Annotated in this window: 14 protein-coding genes; 4 read left to right on the top strand and 10 right to left on the bottom strand. The window is 70.4% G+C overall.

Going from position 1 to position 15,174, the window contains the following annotated elements:
• Positions 1-41 precede the first annotated feature (41 nt).
• Positions 42-1,205 (top strand): TetR/AcrR family transcriptional regulator, encoded by a 1,164-nt coding sequence (locus ACIA5D_RS26595; RefSeq protein WP_396032911.1) that lies wholly within the window; start codon positions 42-44, stop codon positions 1,203-1,205.
• Here ACIA5D_RS26595 and ACIA5D_RS26590 read toward each other — a convergent pair.
• The 5 genes from ACIA5D_RS26590 to ACIA5D_RS26570 form a co-directional block, all read right to left on the bottom strand.
• Entirely contained in the window at positions 1,202-2,413 is a 1,212-nt protein-coding gene (locus ACIA5D_RS26590) for an oxygenase MpaB family protein (protein WP_396032910.1), read from the bottom strand. The two genes, ACIA5D_RS26595 and ACIA5D_RS26590, sit on opposite strands and share 4 nt — an antisense overlap.
• Positions 2,414-2,611: 198 nt before the next feature.
• Positions 2,612-2,836, bottom strand: coding sequence for a hypothetical protein (locus tag ACIA5D_RS26585; RefSeq protein WP_396032909.1), 225 nt, complete (start codon positions 2,834-2,836; stop codon positions 2,612-2,614).
• Positions 2,770-4,668, bottom strand: coding sequence for a glycosyltransferase family 39 protein (locus ACIA5D_RS26580; RefSeq protein WP_396032908.1), 1,899 nt, complete (start codon positions 4,666-4,668; stop codon positions 2,770-2,772). Before ACIA5D_RS26580 ends, ACIA5D_RS26585 begins: the two co-directional genes overlap by 67 nt.
• Before the next feature lie 74 nt (positions 4,669-4,742).
• Entirely contained in the window at positions 4,743-5,591 is an 849-nt protein-coding gene (locus ACIA5D_RS26575) for a ketose-bisphosphate aldolase (protein WP_396032907.1), read from the bottom strand.
• Complete coding sequence (locus ACIA5D_RS26570; protein ID WP_396032906.1) at positions 5,572-6,606, bottom strand: 1-phosphofructokinase family hexose kinase; 1,035 nt, start codon at positions 6,604-6,606, stop codon at positions 5,572-5,574. The genes ACIA5D_RS26575 and ACIA5D_RS26570 overlap by 20 nt, the downstream gene beginning before the upstream one ends.
• Before the next feature lie 105 nt (positions 6,607-6,711).
• Here ACIA5D_RS26570 and ACIA5D_RS26565 point away from each other — a divergent pair, with 105 nt between their 5' ends.
• Positions 6,712-7,617 carry a carbohydrate kinase family protein gene (locus ACIA5D_RS26565; RefSeq protein ID WP_396032905.1) on the top strand — a complete coding sequence of 302 codons (906 nt, stop codon included), beginning with the start codon at positions 6,712-6,714 and terminating at the stop codon, positions 7,615-7,617.
• Between the two features lie 25 nt (positions 7,618-7,642).
• On the opposite strand, the gene ACIA5D_RS26560 is transcribed toward ACIA5D_RS26565, so the two are convergent.
• From ACIA5D_RS26560 to ACIA5D_RS26540, 5 genes are all read right to left on the bottom strand, one after another.
• Positions 7,643-8,473 (bottom strand): carbohydrate ABC transporter permease, encoded by an 831-nt coding sequence (locus ACIA5D_RS26560; protein WP_396032904.1) that lies wholly within the window; start codon positions 8,471-8,473, stop codon positions 7,643-7,645.
• The gene (locus ACIA5D_RS26555) at positions 8,473-9,414 is read right to left on the bottom strand and encodes a carbohydrate ABC transporter permease (protein WP_396032903.1); all 942 of its coding nucleotides are present in this window, start codon (positions 9,412-9,414) and stop codon (positions 8,473-8,475) included. Before ACIA5D_RS26555 ends, ACIA5D_RS26560 begins: the two co-directional genes overlap by 1 nt.
• Positions 9,414-10,730, bottom strand: coding sequence for an ABC transporter substrate-binding protein (locus ACIA5D_RS26550; RefSeq protein ID WP_396032902.1), 1,317 nt, complete (start codon positions 10,728-10,730; stop codon positions 9,414-9,416). The genes ACIA5D_RS26555 and ACIA5D_RS26550 overlap by 1 nt, the downstream gene beginning before the upstream one ends.
• Before the next feature lie 44 nt (positions 10,731-10,774).
• On the bottom strand, positions 10,775-11,656 hold the full coding sequence (locus tag ACIA5D_RS26545; protein ID WP_396032901.1) for an SIS domain-containing protein: 882 nt from the start codon (positions 11,654-11,656) through the stop codon (positions 10,775-10,777).
• A gap of 92 nt (positions 11,657-11,748) precedes the next feature.
• Positions 11,749-13,041 carry an alpha-glucosidase/alpha-galactosidase gene (locus tag ACIA5D_RS26540; protein ID WP_396032900.1) on the bottom strand — a complete coding sequence of 431 codons (1,293 nt, stop codon included), beginning with the start codon at positions 13,039-13,041 and terminating at the stop codon, positions 11,749-11,751.
• A 157-nt stretch (positions 13,042-13,198) separates the two neighbouring features.
• Between ACIA5D_RS26540 and ACIA5D_RS26535 the strand changes: the two genes are divergently transcribed.
• Both ACIA5D_RS26535 and ACIA5D_RS26530 read left to right on the top strand, forming a co-directional pair.
• Positions 13,199-13,975, top strand: a complete 777-nt coding sequence (locus tag ACIA5D_RS26535) for a DeoR/GlpR family DNA-binding transcription regulator (RefSeq protein WP_396032898.1) — start codon at positions 13,199-13,201, stop codon at positions 13,973-13,975.
• Complete coding sequence (locus ACIA5D_RS26530) at positions 13,972-15,171, top strand: Gfo/Idh/MocA family protein (RefSeq protein WP_396032897.1); 1,200 nt, start codon at positions 13,972-13,974, stop codon at positions 15,169-15,171. Before ACIA5D_RS26535 ends, ACIA5D_RS26530 begins: the two co-directional genes overlap by 4 nt.
• Positions 15,172-15,174 lie beyond the last annotated feature (3 nt).

Raw genomic sequence — 15,174 nt, 5'->3', positions numbered from 1 at the left:
CCCGGAAGGCGTGCCGATCGCGCTGTGGTTGACTAGCACGCATGACCACCGCCGGGCCGGCTGCGGCCACCCGACCGCACAACCGCAAGCAGCTCATCGTCGAGGCGGCCGGCCAGGTGTTCAGCGAGCGCGGCTACCACGCGGCGTCCATGGAGGAGATCGCCGCCGGCGTGGGGATCAGCGCGGCGGCGCTGTACCGGCACTTCCCGAACAAGTACGCGCTGTTCGCCGAGGCCGCCAACGTCATGGCGGACCGGCTGGTCTCGGTACTCGACGACGCGCCGCCCGAGGCGGCCTTGAAAACCGTGCTCGCGGCGATCATCCGGGTCACGGTCGCCCACCGTGCGTCCGGCGGCCTGTACCGGTGGGAGGCCCGCTACCTCGAGCGCGCGGATCGGCGGCGGCTGCGGTCCAAGTTCGGGCAGCTCGTGGACCGGGTGACCGAGGTGGTCGGCCGCGAGTTCCCGCTGCCCGACGAGCGCCTGCGGGCGGTGGCGGCGCTCGGCGCGATCGGGTCCGTCACGATGCACCACACCTCGATGGCCCAGCGCCGGATCGAGAACCTGTTGCTGGAATCCGCCATGCGCGTGTCCGCTACCGATCCGGCGGCGGCCGCGGGTCGGGCGAGCCTGGTCGAGCTGCCCGCCCAGCCGGTGCCGCGCACGCGGCGCGGCGAGATCCTGGCGGCGGCCATCCCGTTGTTCGCGCGGGACGGGTTCGCCAACGTCACCAACGCGCAGATCGCCGAGGCGGTGGGGCTCGCGCCGTCCGCGATCTACCGCCACTACCCCGGCAAGGTCGACATCCTGGTCGCCGCGTGCCTGCAGGCGGCGGGACTGCTGGCCCAGGCCGTGGAACGCAGCCTGCAGCGGGCGGCCGGCCCGCGCGAGGCCGTGGTCGCGCTGGCGGCGGCGTACGTGGCTTACAGCTTCGAGCACAACGCTCTCACCAGCGTCGCCGAGGCCGAGGTCGCCGGCCTGCCGGCCGACCTGCAGCGGCCCGTGATCCTCGCCCAGCGCGAGCACATCGCCGTCTGGGAGCAGCAGCTGCGGCTGGCCCGTCCCGAGCTCGACCCCCGCCAGGCCCGGATGCTGGTGCACGCGGGGTTCGGCGTCGTGGTGGAGGCCGGGCGCGCCCTGCGCTGGCAGGACACCCCCGGCCACCGGGACGCCGTGACCGCCCTGGTCATCGGTGCTCTGGGTTAGGAAGGCCGGTTCCCGGTCGGGATGGTGATCGGGGTGTACGACGCCGACGTGCCGTTGTTGAGGAACAGCATCGCCAGGGCGCGCACGAACTGGTCGAACATCGAGAACCCGCTCGGCATGATCGGCGACAGCCCCTCGCGGAACGCCACGTACGCCGGCCACCCGACCTCGATGAGGCCGCGCGCGATCAGGTCGCGCGGCAGCCGCAGCCAGTCGCCGATCTTGTCGCTGAGCACGTAGCGCACGAACTCGTTCAGGAATCCGCGCGTGACACCGAGGTCGATCTGGGCGGTCAGTCCGAGCAGGACGCCGGCCAGGTCGATGCCCTCGGGCGTCGGGGCCATGATCGGCGTCAGGGCGTACGCCGACTGCTGTTTCGCGGCGGCCCAGCTCGCCGGGATGAAGTCGTCCCGCACTCCCAGAAGGTGCAGCGCCACCTGCCATTGGTGCAGATACGCCTCCTGTTCCGCGGACGTCATCCGGATGCCCCAGGAGGACAGCTTGCCGTACACGTACGTGCCGAGGCTGTGGAAGGTGACCAAAATGTCGCCGTTGCTGATCGGGATGAAGTCCTGGTCGTTCGTGACCGCCCGCCACGCCGGCGACTGCGGCAGCAGGTGCCGCACCGCCGCGTGGGTCAGGCGCGTCTTGTTGGACGTGACCACGAAATGGCCGGTGGGCTGGAAGGCGTCGGCCGCGCTCAGGTCGTAGCCGTACGTGAACGTCTTGGCCGCGCGTGACTGCATGTCGGCGCCGCCCGCGGAGTAGTAGACGTTGCGGGCCTCCCGCGGGATCACGGTGCTCATGATTCCGCTGCCCAGGCCGTAGAGCAGGAACAGGTACATGCTCATGCGCTTGTTGAACTGGGCGGCGCGCGCCAGCTTGGTCCGGTCGGCCCACGGCGGCAGGGTGTTGACCTGCTGGAGGTAGGCGACGAGGTTGGCGGGCAGCCCGGCGGGCAGCGCGTCGCCGTTGTCGACCCACGCGTCGAACGCGGTGTTGACGGCCGGGATCTGACCGTTCTCCAGGAGCGAGGCGACGAGCGGGTCGGTGGCGTCGTCCCAGACGCCCCACGGGTCGGTGACGGTGTCGGTCGCGGCGATCGAGTTCGCGGACGACCACGCCCACGCTTGTCCGGGGGCCGCGACACCCGCGAGACCCAGCGCTGCACCGAGGGTCAGGACGTGCCTTCTGTTGAGATTTTGCATTCGCTTACCTCCTCCTGGAGCTGCCAGAAGTCACCGAAACGAGCGTGTTGCAAAGTTCTCTACTATGTGATTTTCCATTAACATAGCGGCCGGGCAGGTCATCGGCAAGAGTGGATGTCCGGGGCGCGAAAAGAAGCCCGCCGTGACTTTCGGTCACGGCGGGCTGGTGGTTCCGCTTGCTTTTCCGTACGGCCGGAGCTAACCGGCCGCGTTCGGTTGGGTGAGGTCGTAGACGGTGCTGCCGCCCACCGTGGTCGCGGTGAAGTTCTGCTCCACCCACGAGCCGATCGACGAGTCGCCGCCGCGGCCGCCGCCCATGCCGCCCCCGCCGATGTAGTAACGGATCTCGCCGGCCTTCACGTAGGCCTGGAACTCCGCGAGCGTGGGGGACGGGTCGCTGCCGGTGAAGCCGCCGATCGCCATGACCGCGCGGCCGCTCGACAGCTGCAGCGGGGCGGCCTGCATCGAGCCGTTCGTGGCCGCGGCCCACCGGGTGTTCGTGGCCTCGAGCAGCGCCACCAACTCGGAGTCGGCCTGCTGCCCGCCGCCGGCCGGGAAGCCACCGCTCTGACCCGCGCCGCTGGGGAAGTCGCTGCTCTGACCCGCGCCGCTGGGGAAGCCGCCGCCGTTCTGATTGCCGCCGCCGTTCTGGTTGCCGGCGCCGGGAAGCCGTCCGGCACGCCCCCGCCGCCGGGGAAGCCGCCACCACCGAACCCGCCGCGACCGTCGAACCCGCCGCCGGTGGAGACCCCGGCCGGCCCGGACGTCGGCGTCGACCCGGTGTGCGCCGTGCCGGCGGTCCCGGCGCCCCACGCCGCGCTCGCCGCGCCGCCGGCCGCCAGCGCCACCGCGATCACCCCGGCACGCCGCAGCACCGAACCCGGCACCAGCAACGCCGCCGCCGCGACCAGCCCCGCGACCAGCACGAACCACCGCAGCCCCGGCGCCCACGACACCCGGCCGAGCAGCTCGAAATCCCACACCGCGGTGACCGCGACCATCGCCGCGAGCCCCACCCGGGCGAAGATGCTGTCCCGCCATCCCCACAGCGCCCGGGCCCCGATCGCCACCAGCGCCGCGATTCCCGGCGCCAGCGCGACCGCGTAGTACGGGTGCACGATCCCGCCCATGTAGCTGAACGTCAGCGCGGTGACCAGCGTCCACCCGCCCCAGAGGATGGCCGCGGCCCGCGTGCGGTCGGTTCGCGGCGCTCTGGCCGTACCGATCAAAAGCGCGACCAGCGCGACCAGCGCACCCGGAAGAAGCCACGAGATCTCGAGGCCGAACGAGTCACCGAACATACGCGTGAGGCCCGCCGACCCGCCGAACATGCCCCCGCCGCCTCCACCGGGACCGCCCCCGCCGGGACCGCCGCCGCCGTTGCTGCCGCCGGGATTGCCGTCGCCGCCGAAGATCCGGCCGAGTCCGTTGTAGCCGATCGCGAGCTGCCACAGCGTGTTGTTGGCCGAGCCGGCGATGTACGGCCGCGACGACGCCGGCCACAGCGACACGAGCAGCACGAACCAGCCGCCCGACACGACCAGTGCGGCGCCCGCGATCAGCAGGTCACGCACCCGCCGCCACAGCCCGATCGGCGCCGCGACCAGGTAGACCAGCGCGAACCCGGGCAGCACCAGGAACGCCTGGAGCATCTTGGTGAGAAAGCCGAAGCCGAGAAGCACGCCGGTGAGGGCGAGCCACTTCCACGAACCCTTCTCGACCGCCCGCACGGTGGTGTAGGCGCCCGCGGTCAGCAGCAGCGCCAGCAGCGCGTCGGGGTTGTCGAAGCGGAACATCAGCACCGCGACCGGCGTGAGCGCCAGCGCCGCCCCGGCGAGCAGCCCGGCCACCGGACCGAACCAGCGGCGCACCGCCGAATAGAGCAGCGCGACACTGGCTACGCCCATCAGCGCCTCGGGCACGAGCAGCGCCCAGCTGTTCACCCCGAAGATCCGCATCGAGAGGCCCATCACCCACATCGCCGCGGGCGGCTTGTCGACCGTGATGGCGTTGCCGGCGTCGAGCGACGCGAACAGCCACGCCTTCCACGACTGCGAGCCGGCCTGGGCCGAGGCGGCGTAGAACTCGTTCGCCCAGCCGGAGGCGCTCAGGTCCCAGAGGTAGAGGACGGCGGTGGCGGCGAGCAGGGCCCACAGCGCGGGCCGGGCCCACACCGGGTCGCCGAGCCAACGGCGCCGGGTCGGCGGTGCGGCCGGTGTCCGGAGCGCCGGGGCAGGGTCGAGCGTCAACGTCATGCGGCAACTGTCGCCGTGGGTGCTACGCGGACTCTAGGCACAGCCTGTGAGCGAGCTGTAGATCTTTGCTGAGATTACGCGGGGATTACACCTGATTTGAGAACACGTAACGCGGCTTCGACGGTCGACGCCATCGCTGTGCGTGCCGACGCGAGATAGCGCCGCGGATCGACCAGATCGGGCTCGTCGCCGAGCGCCGAACGGACCGTCCCGGTGAAGGCGGTGTTCAGCGCCGTACCAATGTTGATCTTCGCCATGCCGCCGCGGACCGCCTCGCACAGCTCCTCGTCGGGCACGCCCGACGATCCGTGCAGCACCAAGGGCACCGGCACCGCCGCGGCGAGCCGGGCGATCAGGTCGTGGTCGAGCTTCGCGCTGCGGGTGGTCATCGCGTGCGACGAGCCCACCGCGACCGCGAGCGCGTCGACGCCGGTCGCGGCGACGTATTCGCGTGCCTCGTCCGGGTCGGTGCGCGCACCCTTGGCGTGCGCGCCGCCCTTGCCGCCGACCTCGCCGAGCTCGCTCTCCACCCAGAGACCGGCCGCGCGGCATCGGGCGACGGCGGCCGTGGTGGCGGCCACGTTCTCCGTGTACGGCCGGCGGGACGCGTCGTACATGACCGAGCCGAACCCGTTCGGCGCCGCCTGGTCGAGCAGCTCGTCGGACTCGACGTGATCGAGGTGCAGGCCGACCGGAACATTCGCGGCGTCGGCGATGCTGCGCGCGGCGGCGGCGATCGGCGCGAGCCGCCCGTGGTGGAAGCGCACCGCGTTCTCACTGACCTGAAGGATCACCGGCAGCCCGGCGGCCTCGGCGCCGGCCACGATGGCCTCGGCGTGCTCGATGGTGATGACGTTGAAGGCGCCGACCGCGCCGCGCGCGGCGTGAGCGGCGGCGACCAGGTCACCGGTGGGTGCGAACACGGGTTCCTCCTGCGGGCGGCGTGGTGTCGGGCGAGGCTGCGACGGGCGTCGCGGTGTCGGCTGACGCGACGACGGGTGGCGTGGTGTCGGGTGTCGCGGCGACGGGCGTCGCGGTGGCTTGCGTCTGCCGGTAGACATCCGGGTCGAAGGCGCCGGCCACCGGCGCGGCGACGGCCGCCGCGGAGAGCGCGACGGCGTCGGAGAGCAGATCGGGCCAGGGGGTGCGATCGCGCAGGCCGCGGGCGAGCGCAGCGACACAGGCGTCGCCGGCCCCCGTGGGATTTCCCTCCACGGGTACGGGCGGAACGCACTCCCACACGTCGTCCCCGGCGACCGCGACGAGCCCGGCCGCACCCCGCGACACGACGACCGGCCCGGCGCTGAGGGCACGGACCGTCTCGGCGAGCCCCCACGGCCCCGGCCGGCGAACGTTTGCGGTGTGGAGGATGGCGGCCAGCTCCTCCGCGTTGGGCTTGGCGACGGTCGGGCCGGCGAGCAGGCCGGCGCGCAGGGCGGCCCCGCTGGTGTCCAGCACCGTGGGCACGGCCACCGCTTCGGCGAGGGCGATCAATTGGGCGTACGCGTCGATCGGAACCCCCGGCGGGAGGGAACCGCTCAGCGTGACCACCGTGGCCGGCCCCAGCAGTTCGCGGAACTCGGCCAGAAACAGCGACCACTCGCCCGCGGTGATCGCGGGCCCGGGTTCCCAGAAGCCCGTGGCGTCGGTGTCGTCGACGACGGCGACCGTGCGTCGGGTCTCGCCGGCGATGCGCACGAAGCTCGACCTGACCCCCTCCGCGGTGAGCAGGCCCGCGACCCGGTTGCCGGTGGCGCCGCCGAGCAGGCCGGTCGCGAGCACCGGTTCGCCGAGCGTGTGCAAGACGCGGGCCACGTTGAGGCCCTTGCCGCCGGGGCGCTCGGCGACTGTCGAGACCCGGTGGGTGCCGTGCGGCACGAGGGCGTCGACCGCGTACGTGAGATCGAGGGCCGGGTTCAGGGTGACGGTGACGATCATGCCGTGACACCTCCTGGGGCTTCGCTGAGCGAACGCGCAGATGTCACTAGCGGATCATGCGCGTATGGTGCTCTCGGATTGTTCATATGGACAGTGGAGGCGGCCGTGGCCGAGTTCGACGTTCTGGTGGTCGGGGACGCCAATCCCGACCTGCTGCTGCGCGGCGACGTGCGGCCCCGTTTCGGGCAGGCCGAGCAGTTGCTGACGGCGGCCGACCTGGTGCTGGGCGGCTCGGCGGCGATCACGGCGGCGGGGTGTGCGCGGCTCGGGCTGCGGACGGCGCTGCTCGCGGCCGTGGGCGAGGACGTCTTCGGCGAGCTGACGAAGGCCGAGCTGGCGAAGCGCGACGTGACCCTGCTGGCCGCCGACGGGCGCGGCGCGCCGACCGGCATCACGGTCGTGCTGTCCGAGAAGGACGATCGGGGCATGCTGACGCTGCCGGGCACGATCCCCGCGCTGCGGCCGGCGGATGTCACCGATGAGCTCCTGGCGAAGGCGCGGCACGTCCACGTCGCGTCGCTGTATCTCCAGCCGGCGCTGGCGAGCGGGCTTGCCGGAATCTTCCGGAACGCGCGGCAGCGAGGGCTGACCACGTCGCTCGACACCAACTGGGACCCGGCCGGGAAATGGGAGTCGATCATGGAGATCCTGGCGTTCACCGACGTCTTCCTCCCCAATGCGAATGAGCTGATGGCGATAACCGGTCTGGACGGAACGGATGCGGCGGCGGCGAGCCTGGTGGACGGGGGCACGACGGTGGTGATGAAGGACGGCGCGCGGGGCGCCCGTGCCTGGTGGCCGGCCGGCGCCTGCGCGGCGCCGGGCCGAGCCGTCGACGTGGTGGACACCACCGGCGCCGGCGACAGCTTCAACGCCGGCTTCCTCGCGGCCCGCCTGAGCGGCCGGCCCGTCGCCGAGGCGATCGCCTGGGCCGCGGTCGCCGGATCGCTCAGCACCCGGGCCGCGGGCGGAACCGCGGCTCAGGCTTTCCGGGCCGACCTACCCGGCTGAGCGTTGAGCCCGCCCGGGGGCGGGCTCACCCCTTGATGCCGGTGAAGGTCATCGTCGCGATGAACTTCTTCTGGGCGAACAGGAACGCCAGGATCAGCGGCATGGTGGCCACCACGTTGCCGGCCATCAGCTGCGACCATTCGGTCCGCCGCATGCCCTGGAAGTTCGCGAGCCCGATCTGCAGCGTGAACCGGCTGTCGTCGGAGATCGCCACCAGCGGCCAGAGCAGGTCGTTCCAGCTCCACAGCAGCGTGATGATGGCGAGCGTGGTCAGCGCCGGTTTGGCCAGCGGCAGCACGATGCTGCGGAACGTGCGCCACCGGCCGCACCCGTCGATCAGCGCCGCCTCTTCGAGCTCGACCGGCAGCCCGAGGAAGAACTGCCGCATGAGGAAGATGCCGAACGCCGACGCCAGCCACGGCACGTACGCGGCGGCGAGCGTGTCGACGATGCCGATCCGGGCGAACATCAGGTAGGTCGGGATCATCAGCAGCTGGATCGGGATCATCACGGTCGCCAGGATCAGCACGAACGCGAGTCCCCGGCCGGCGAACTTGAGGCGGGCGAACCCGTACCCGGCCATCGAGCAGAGCGCCAGGTGCGACACGACGGCGATCCCCGAGACGATCACCGAGTTGACCAGCCAGCGCAGCGCCTTGGTCTCGGAGAACAGGTGCCGGTAGCCCTCGAGGTGCAGGCTGGTCGGGATCAGCTTGGGCGGGAACTGGTTGATCTCGGCGCTGCTCATGAACGAGGTGAGCACCATCTGTACGAGCGGCAGGACGAAGATCAGCGCGAGCGGCATGAGCAGCAGGTGCCAGGGGCTGAACGGAAGCTTCCATCGGCCGAAGAGCATCAGAACACCTCCGAGCCGCGCCGCCGGCTGTACAGGATCACGATCAGGCTGAGCACCAGGGTCACGATGAACAACAGGTAGGCGGCGGCCGCGCCGTACCCGAGCCGCTGGGTTTGAAAGGCCAGCTCGTAGATGTAGTAGACGATCGTCTGGGTGCTGTTGAGCGGCCCGCCCTTAGTGGTGGTGTAGATCAGGTCGAACAGCTGCATCGCGGTGATCGTCTGCCAGACCGCCGCGAAGACCGTGACCGGCCGCAGCTCGGGCAGCGTGACGTGGACGAACACCCGCCACTTCGAGGCGCCGTCGACCACCGCCGCCTCGACGAGCTCGCGCGGGATGTCCTGCAGCGCGGCCAGATAGATCACCGTGGTGAAGCCGACCTCGCCCCAGAGCGCGATCAGGCAGATGAAGTAGATCGCCGAGTGCTGGCTCTCCAGGAATTGCCCCTGTGGCAGGCCGAGGTGCCGAAGGACGTCGTTGACCACGCCGAACTGCGGGTTGAAGACGAAGCCGGCCAGGATGCCGGTGGCGGCGGCCGACGCCACGTACGGAACGAAGATGCAGGTGCGGTAGAAGCCGATCAGCCGGATCTTCTGGTTGAGCGCGACCGCGATGAGGATGCCCAGGATGATCGAGCCGGGCACGAAGATCGCGGTGAGGATCAGCGTGTGCCGGGTCGCCGCGATCATGTCGGGGTCCTGGAGCAGCTTCTGGTAGTTGCCCCAGCCCACCATCGTCGCCGGGGCGATGCCGTTCCATTTGGCCCGGGAGATGAAGAACGCCCAGACCGCCGGGAAGATCGAGAGCCCGATGACGATCACGGTGGCCGGGCCGGCGAAGGCCCATCCGGTGAGGTGCCGCCGCAGAGCGCGGCCACGAGGGCCGCGCTTCGCGGGGGCAGCGGAATGGGTACGCGGGGTGGCCGCGAACGTGACAGCCATCAGCCGACCGCGTCCGCCGACTTCTTGGCCGCCTCGTCGAGGGCCTCCTTGGGCTGGGCCTGACCCTGCAGCACCTTGGCGATCGCGTCGCCGACGTTACGGGACAGCACCTCGTAGCCGGGCAGCGTGGGCCTGGCCTGCTTGGCGTTGGCCAGGTTGGCGAAGAACTTCTCGCCGCCCGGGTACTCCTTGACGTAGTTCGCGTACTCGGGGGTGTCCTTCTCACTGCTGCGAAGCGGTAGGTTGCCGACCGCGAGGTTCCACTTCGGGTCGATCTCCTTGCTGGTCAGCCAGGCCACGAAGGCACGCGAAGCGCCGGCCCGGTTCACGTCGTCGTGGTTGAACAGCACCCACAAGTCGGGGCCGGAGACGGTCTGGTGGTCGCCGTTGTAGCCGGGCAGGTTGACCACGCCGTAGTCGAGCTTGGCCGTCTTGATGTCCAGCAGCGACCATGGGCCGGACAGCATCATCGCGACGTGCCCGCTGTTGAACAGCGGCCCGTACTTCTCGTCGGTCTGGTCCAGGTACATCGACTTGTCGTCGACGGCCATCTGCCGCAGCGTCTCGAGCGCGGCCACCCCGGAGTCGGAGTTGAAGGCCGGTTTCGTGCCGTCGAGGATCTTGCCGCCGTGCTGCCAGAGCATCGGCCACAGGTGCCAGGTGGTGTCCTCGCTGCCCGAGACCGAGTACGCCGTCCCGTACGTCTTGGTCGCGGTGTTGGTCAGCTTCTTGGCCGCCGCCCGGAAGTCGTCCCACGACCAGTCGTCGGTCGGATACGACGTCCCCGCCTGGTCGAAGAGCTTCTTGTTGTAGATCAGCGCGAGGTTGTCGACCAGCGCCGGGATCCCGATGACCTTGCCGTTGGCGGTCGCCACCTCACGAGCGGCGGGCGGGATCTCGTCCCATTTGAAATTCGGGTCATTCACGTACGAGGTGAGGTCCTGCGTCTTGCCGCTGGCGCCGAGATCACCGGCCCAGTTGCCGTACGCGTACGAGATGTCGGGGTAGCTGCCGCCGGTGAAGCCCGCGGACAGCTTGGTGAGCAGGTCGTCGGTGGTCGGCGCCCCGGACGACACCTTGATCGTGACGTTCGGGTGCGCGGTGTGGTACTCGGCCGCCAGTTGCTCGGCGACCTTCTCCTGCTCGTCCGGCTGCCCGGTCCACCAGGTGATCTCGACGTTCGCCTTCGGGTCGTAGCCCGCGGCGGCGTCCTTGCCGTCATCGGTCGTGCCGCCCATGCAGGCGGAGAGCAACAGAGCGGCGCCCGCGCCGCTCGCCAGCAGCCGGAACGACCGGCCGCGCCGAAGGGATGTCATATCAAGCACCTCGATGTTCGTCTGAGTGGGCCTTCTGGGTGGGCTCAGGGGGTGAGGACGACGGATCGGGTGAGCAGTCGGGGATGGTCGGGGTCGAGGCCGCGGTGGGCGGCCAGAGCCAGCGCGAAGCGCTGGGCCAGCACGAGCTGGGCGAGGGGGTCCTTCTTGTCCCGGTACGCGGTGGCGCCGGCGGTCTTGGAGAGCTCGTCCAACTCGGGGTCGGTGTCGCCGAACGACCAGACCAGCGATCGCGGCCCGCAGACCGCGACCGGGCCGTGCCGGAAGTCTTTGGCGGGATAGGACTCCGAGTACGCCTGGGCCGCCTCGCGCACCTTGAGCGCGGCTTCGTTGGCCAGCCCGTAGGTCCAGCCGGTGCCGAGGAAGACCAGGTGGTCGATGTCGGCCGGGTCGGCCGGCATCTCGTCCCGAAGTGCCTGCCGGGCGTCCGCCACGGCCTGCGTCAGGTCCTCGCCGAACGCGTGCCGTGCGAGGGCAAGAACGGTGGTGGGGAATCGGGTCTGCACCACGCTGCGCTCGTCGGCGAAGTCGAGCACCAGCTGGGCGTCGGTCAGGTCGTCGACCGGCTCGCCGCGGACCGCGGTGATCGCGACCGTGCGGGCCGACGCCGGGAGCATCCGCAACGCCTCGAGCACCTCGGTCGAGGTGCCCGAGCGCGTGACCGCGACGACCCGGTCGTAATGGCGGCGGGGCCGGAACTCCGACGCGCAGACCGCGTCGGTCTCGCCGAAACCGGCGCTCTCCCGGAGCTCCGCCAGGGCCTGCGCGACGAACCAGGAGGTGCCGCAGCCGAGCACGAGCATCCGTTCGCCGGGGGCGATCAGCTCCTGCTGGGCCTGGTCGCTGAGGGCCAGGCTCCGCAGCCACACCTCCGGCTGACTAGTGATCTCGGCCTCAGTGTCATTCATGTTCGAGGATTATGCTCGTTTGTGATCGCTCCACAAGATGTGAGCACCAAACGAACATTCCCGAGTGCGCGTTCAGATCTTCGATGCAGGCCCTAGCGCAACACCTCGGGCATGAGGTCGCCATGGGCGGCGGTGAGCTCGTCGCACAGCTCCCAGATCTGGTCGACGGTGAGCGTGGCGGCCGTGTTCGGGTCGGCCATCGCGGCCTGGCGGACCATCCGCTTGTCGCCGGTGAGCGCGGCCTGCACGGTCAGCTGGCCCACGCTGACGAAGCTCCGGTTGAGCGCCGCGCACTGCACGGGCAGGTCGCCGACGCGCTCGGGGCGCACGCCGAGGCGGTCGACCACGGCCGGCACCTCGACCGCGTAGCCCTCGGGGAGGTTGCTGATCAGGCCGTAGTTGGGGACGTTCGCGTGGATCCGGCGCATGGTGCCGGTGACCATGCTGTGGATGACCTGCGGGGCGTACTCGGTGGCGTCGCGGGTGAGGTCGAGCGGCTCGCCCGCTTTCATCGCCTTTCGGACCGCGTGATACTCGGCCACGTTGTCGGCGCTGATCTGCAGGTAGTCGCCGACCGGGATGCGCAAGCGGGCGATCTCCTCGTCGTGGTGCAGGTACCAGGGGACGTACTCGGAGGAGTGCTCGCTGGTCTCGGTGGGGAAGTAGCCGAGCCGTTGGTACATGTCCATCCGGACGCGCCGGCGCAGCTCAGGGTCCTTTTCCAGGAGAGCGTCCAGCTTGGGGTAGAGGGACTCGCCGCGATGCTCGAAGCGGAGCAGCCAGGCCTGGTGGTTGACCCCGGCCCCGAGATAGTCGATCTCGTCGAGCGGGACGTCGAGCAGTTCGGCCAGGTCGTGGACGGTCCAGAAGACCGAGTGGCAGAGGCCCACCGCCTTGACCTTGGGTGCTTGTCTCGCGAGGTAGGCGATGTTCATGGCCATCGGATTGGTGTAGTTCAGCAGCCAGGCGTCGGGGCAGACTTCCTCGATATCCCGCGCTATCCCCGCCAATACCGGGAATGTCCGGAGTGCCCGGAAGATGCCGCCGATGCCGAGCGTGTCGGCGATCGTCTGGCGCAGGCCGTACTTGGCGGGGATCTCGAAGTCGCGCACGGTCGCCGGGTACATGCCGACCTGGATCGAGTTGATCACGAAGTCGGCGCCCTCGAGCGCTGCTCTCCGGTTGAGGCTCGTGGTGATGACCGGGCGGCAGCCGAGCTGGTCGGCGGTGCGCCGGGCGATCGCCTCGGCCGTCTCGAGGCGCTCGGGATCGATGTCGTGCAGGGACAGGGTGACGTCACGCAGCTCGGCGAACGAGAGGATGTCGGCCAGCAGCTCGCGGGTGAAGACCACGCTGCCGGCGCCCAGGAAGGCGATCACTGTCATGGCCGGATTCTTGGCGTGCTGACCAAGAACGCGCAATACCAACTGGTGTATCGCTTGAAAACGAACTACATTGACTGCGCGTTTGATCAATGCTCTCGGTTGATCAATCCCTCGTTCGATCAACTCTCGGAGAAGGCTCGAGCCATTTGAGGACCGTATGAGTTCGCTGCGCCGGGCCGACCGGGTGTCGGCCATCCTGGAACGCGTCGCCAGCCACGGCTCGGTCGACGCCGGGCACCTCGCCGACGAGTTCCGGGTCTCGCCCGCCACGATCCGCCGCGATCTGCAGGTGCTCGAGGACCAGCGGCTGCTCTCGCGCACCCACGGCGGCGCGGTCGCCGTCGACGTCGCCTACGAGCTGCCCGTCCGCTACCGGGTCGGCCAGCACCGCGAAGAGAAGGCCCTGGTCGCCAAGACCGTCGCGGAGCTGCTGCCCCGGGGACCGCTCACGCTCGGACTGACCGGCGGCACCACCACCCACCTGCTGGCCCGGCTGCTCGCCGAGCGGGTCGACCTCACGGTCGTCACCAACGCCCTCAACATCGCGGCCGAGCTCGCCCTGCGCCCCCGCCTGAAACTGATCATGACGGGCGGCGTGTCCCGCACCCAGTCGTACGAGCTGGTCGGCCCGATCGCCGACCAGGCCCTCAAGGGGCTGAACATGGCGGTCGCGGTCGTCGGGGTCGACGGGATCAGCGCGCGGGGCGGCCTCACCACGCACGACGAGATCGAGGCGAACACCAACGCCACGATGATCCGCCGCGCCGACCGGGTGATCGTGGTGGCCGACGGGTCGAAGGTGGGCAAGGTCTGCCTGGCCGGCATCTGCGCGGTCACCGACGTGTCCACACTGGTCACCGACTCCAGCGCCGACCCGGCCGGCATCGAGGCGATCCGCCGCCAGGGCACCGAAGTAATCGTGGCCGGCGCATGACCACGTCGCTGGTTCTGGTCGGCGCCGGGCAGCGTGGCGTCGGCTACGCGCGCCGGGCCGTGGCCACCGGGGCCGGGCGGATCGTCGCCGTGGCCGAGCCCTCACCCGAGCGCCGCGAGCGCTTCGCCGCCGAGTTCGGGACCGTCGCCTATGCGGACTGGCGAGACATCGACAGCCGAGTGGCCGACGCGGCGATCGTCGCGACCCAGGACCGCGATCACGAGGGGCCGGCCGTGCGACTGGCCGGGCTGGGCTACCACCTGCTGCTCGAGAAGCCGATGGCGCCGGTCGAGGACTCGGCCACCCGGATCGCCGAGGCAGTCGCACGGTCGGGAGTCATGCTGGCCGTCTGCCATGTGCTTCGCTACACGCCGTACACGAAGGTCTTGAAGTCTCTGATCGATGACGGCCGCATCGGCGAGGTCGTCAGCATTCAGCACCTCGAACCGGTCGGCTGGTGGCACCAGGCGCATTCGTTCGTCCGCGGCGCGTGGCGCGACACCGCGAGCTCGTCGCCGATGCTGCTCGCCAAGTCGTGCCACGACATCGATTGGTTGCTCTACGTGGCCGGATCGCCAGCACGCAGGGTGAGCTCGTTCGGCGGCCTCGCACACTTCAAACCCTCGTCGAAGCCGGCGGGCGCGGCGGACCGCTGCCTGGACTGCGCGGTGGAGGCGGACTGCCCCTACTCGGCGCCCCGGATCTATCGCAACGCCGGGCCGGGCTGGCCGCTCTCGGTGGTCACGTCGTCTTTTGCAGATCTTGACGAGGCCCTGCGCACCGGCCCCTACGGCGAGTGCGTCTACAACGGGCAGAACGACGTCGTCGATCACCAGGTCGTGACGATGGAGTTGGCAAGCGGTGCGACGGTCGCTTTCACGATGACCGCGTTCACGCCGTTCGAGCAGCGCAAGACGCGGATCTTCGGCACGCACGGCTACCTCGACGGCGACGGCGCCGCGATCCGGCTGGTCGACTTCCGCACCGGTTCGGACACCACCCTCGCCGTCACCGACGACGTCTCGGCCGACCACGGCGACGGGGACGACGCGCTGGTGGATGCCTTTCTGGCCGCCGTGGCCTCGGGCGACGCGTCGCTGATCCGGTCGGACGCGGCCACCTCGCTGGCCGGGCACCGGGTGGTCTGGGCCGCCGAGCGGGCGCGGCACACCGGCACGGTCGTGAGCCTCTCCTAGCTC

The organism is Actinoplanes sp. NPDC051513, assembly GCF_044454685.1.
GTDB lineage: Bacteria > Actinomycetota > Actinomycetes > Mycobacteriales > Micromonosporaceae > Actinoplanes.
This window is presented reverse-complemented; position numbering and strand designations above follow the sequence as displayed.

Excerpts from the sequence above, each read along its gene's own strand:
- ACIA5D_RS26590 (WP_396032910.1), bottom strand. The coding sequence starts at position 2,413 with ATGCAAAATCTCAACAGAAGGCACGTCCTGACCCTCGGTGCAGCGCTG.
- ACIA5D_RS26535 (WP_396032898.1), top strand. The coding sequence starts at position 13,199 with ATGAGTTCGCTGCGCCGGGCCGACCGGGTGTCGGCCATCCTGGAACGC.
- ACIA5D_RS26580 (WP_396032908.1), bottom strand. The coding sequence starts at position 4,668 with ATGACGTTGACGCTCGACCCTGCCCCGGCGCTCCGGACACCGGCCGCA.
- ACIA5D_RS26595 (WP_396032911.1), top strand. The coding sequence starts at position 42 with ATGACCACCGCCGGGCCGGCTGCGGCCACCCGACCGCACAACCGCAAG.
- ACIA5D_RS26530 (WP_396032897.1), top strand. The coding sequence starts at position 13,972 with ATGACCACGTCGCTGGTTCTGGTCGGCGCCGGGCAGCGTGGCGTCGGC.
- ACIA5D_RS26540 (WP_396032900.1), bottom strand. The coding sequence starts at position 13,041 with ATGACAGTGATCGCCTTCCTGGGCGCCGGCAGCGTGGTCTTCACCCGC.
- ACIA5D_RS26570 (WP_396032906.1), bottom strand. The coding sequence starts at position 6,606 with ATGATCGTCACCGTCACCCTGAACCCGGCCCTCGATCTCACGTACGCG.
- ACIA5D_RS26585 (WP_396032909.1), bottom strand. The coding sequence starts at position 2,836 with ATGGCGATCGGCGGCTTCACCGGCAGCGACCCGTCCCCCACGCTCGCG.
- ACIA5D_RS26545 (WP_396032901.1), bottom strand. The coding sequence starts at position 11,656 with ATGAATGACACTGAGGCCGAGATCACTAGTCAGCCGGAGGTGTGGCTG.
- ACIA5D_RS26560 (WP_396032904.1), bottom strand. The coding sequence starts at position 8,473 with ATGCTCTTCGGCCGATGGAAGCTTCCGTTCAGCCCCTGGCACCTGCTG.
- ACIA5D_RS26550 (WP_396032902.1), bottom strand. The coding sequence starts at position 10,730 with ATGACATCCCTTCGGCGCGGCCGGTCGTTCCGGCTGCTGGCGAGCGGC.
- ACIA5D_RS26555 (WP_396032903.1), bottom strand. The coding sequence starts at position 9,414 with ATGGCTGTCACGTTCGCGGCCACCCCGCGTACCCATTCCGCTGCCCCC.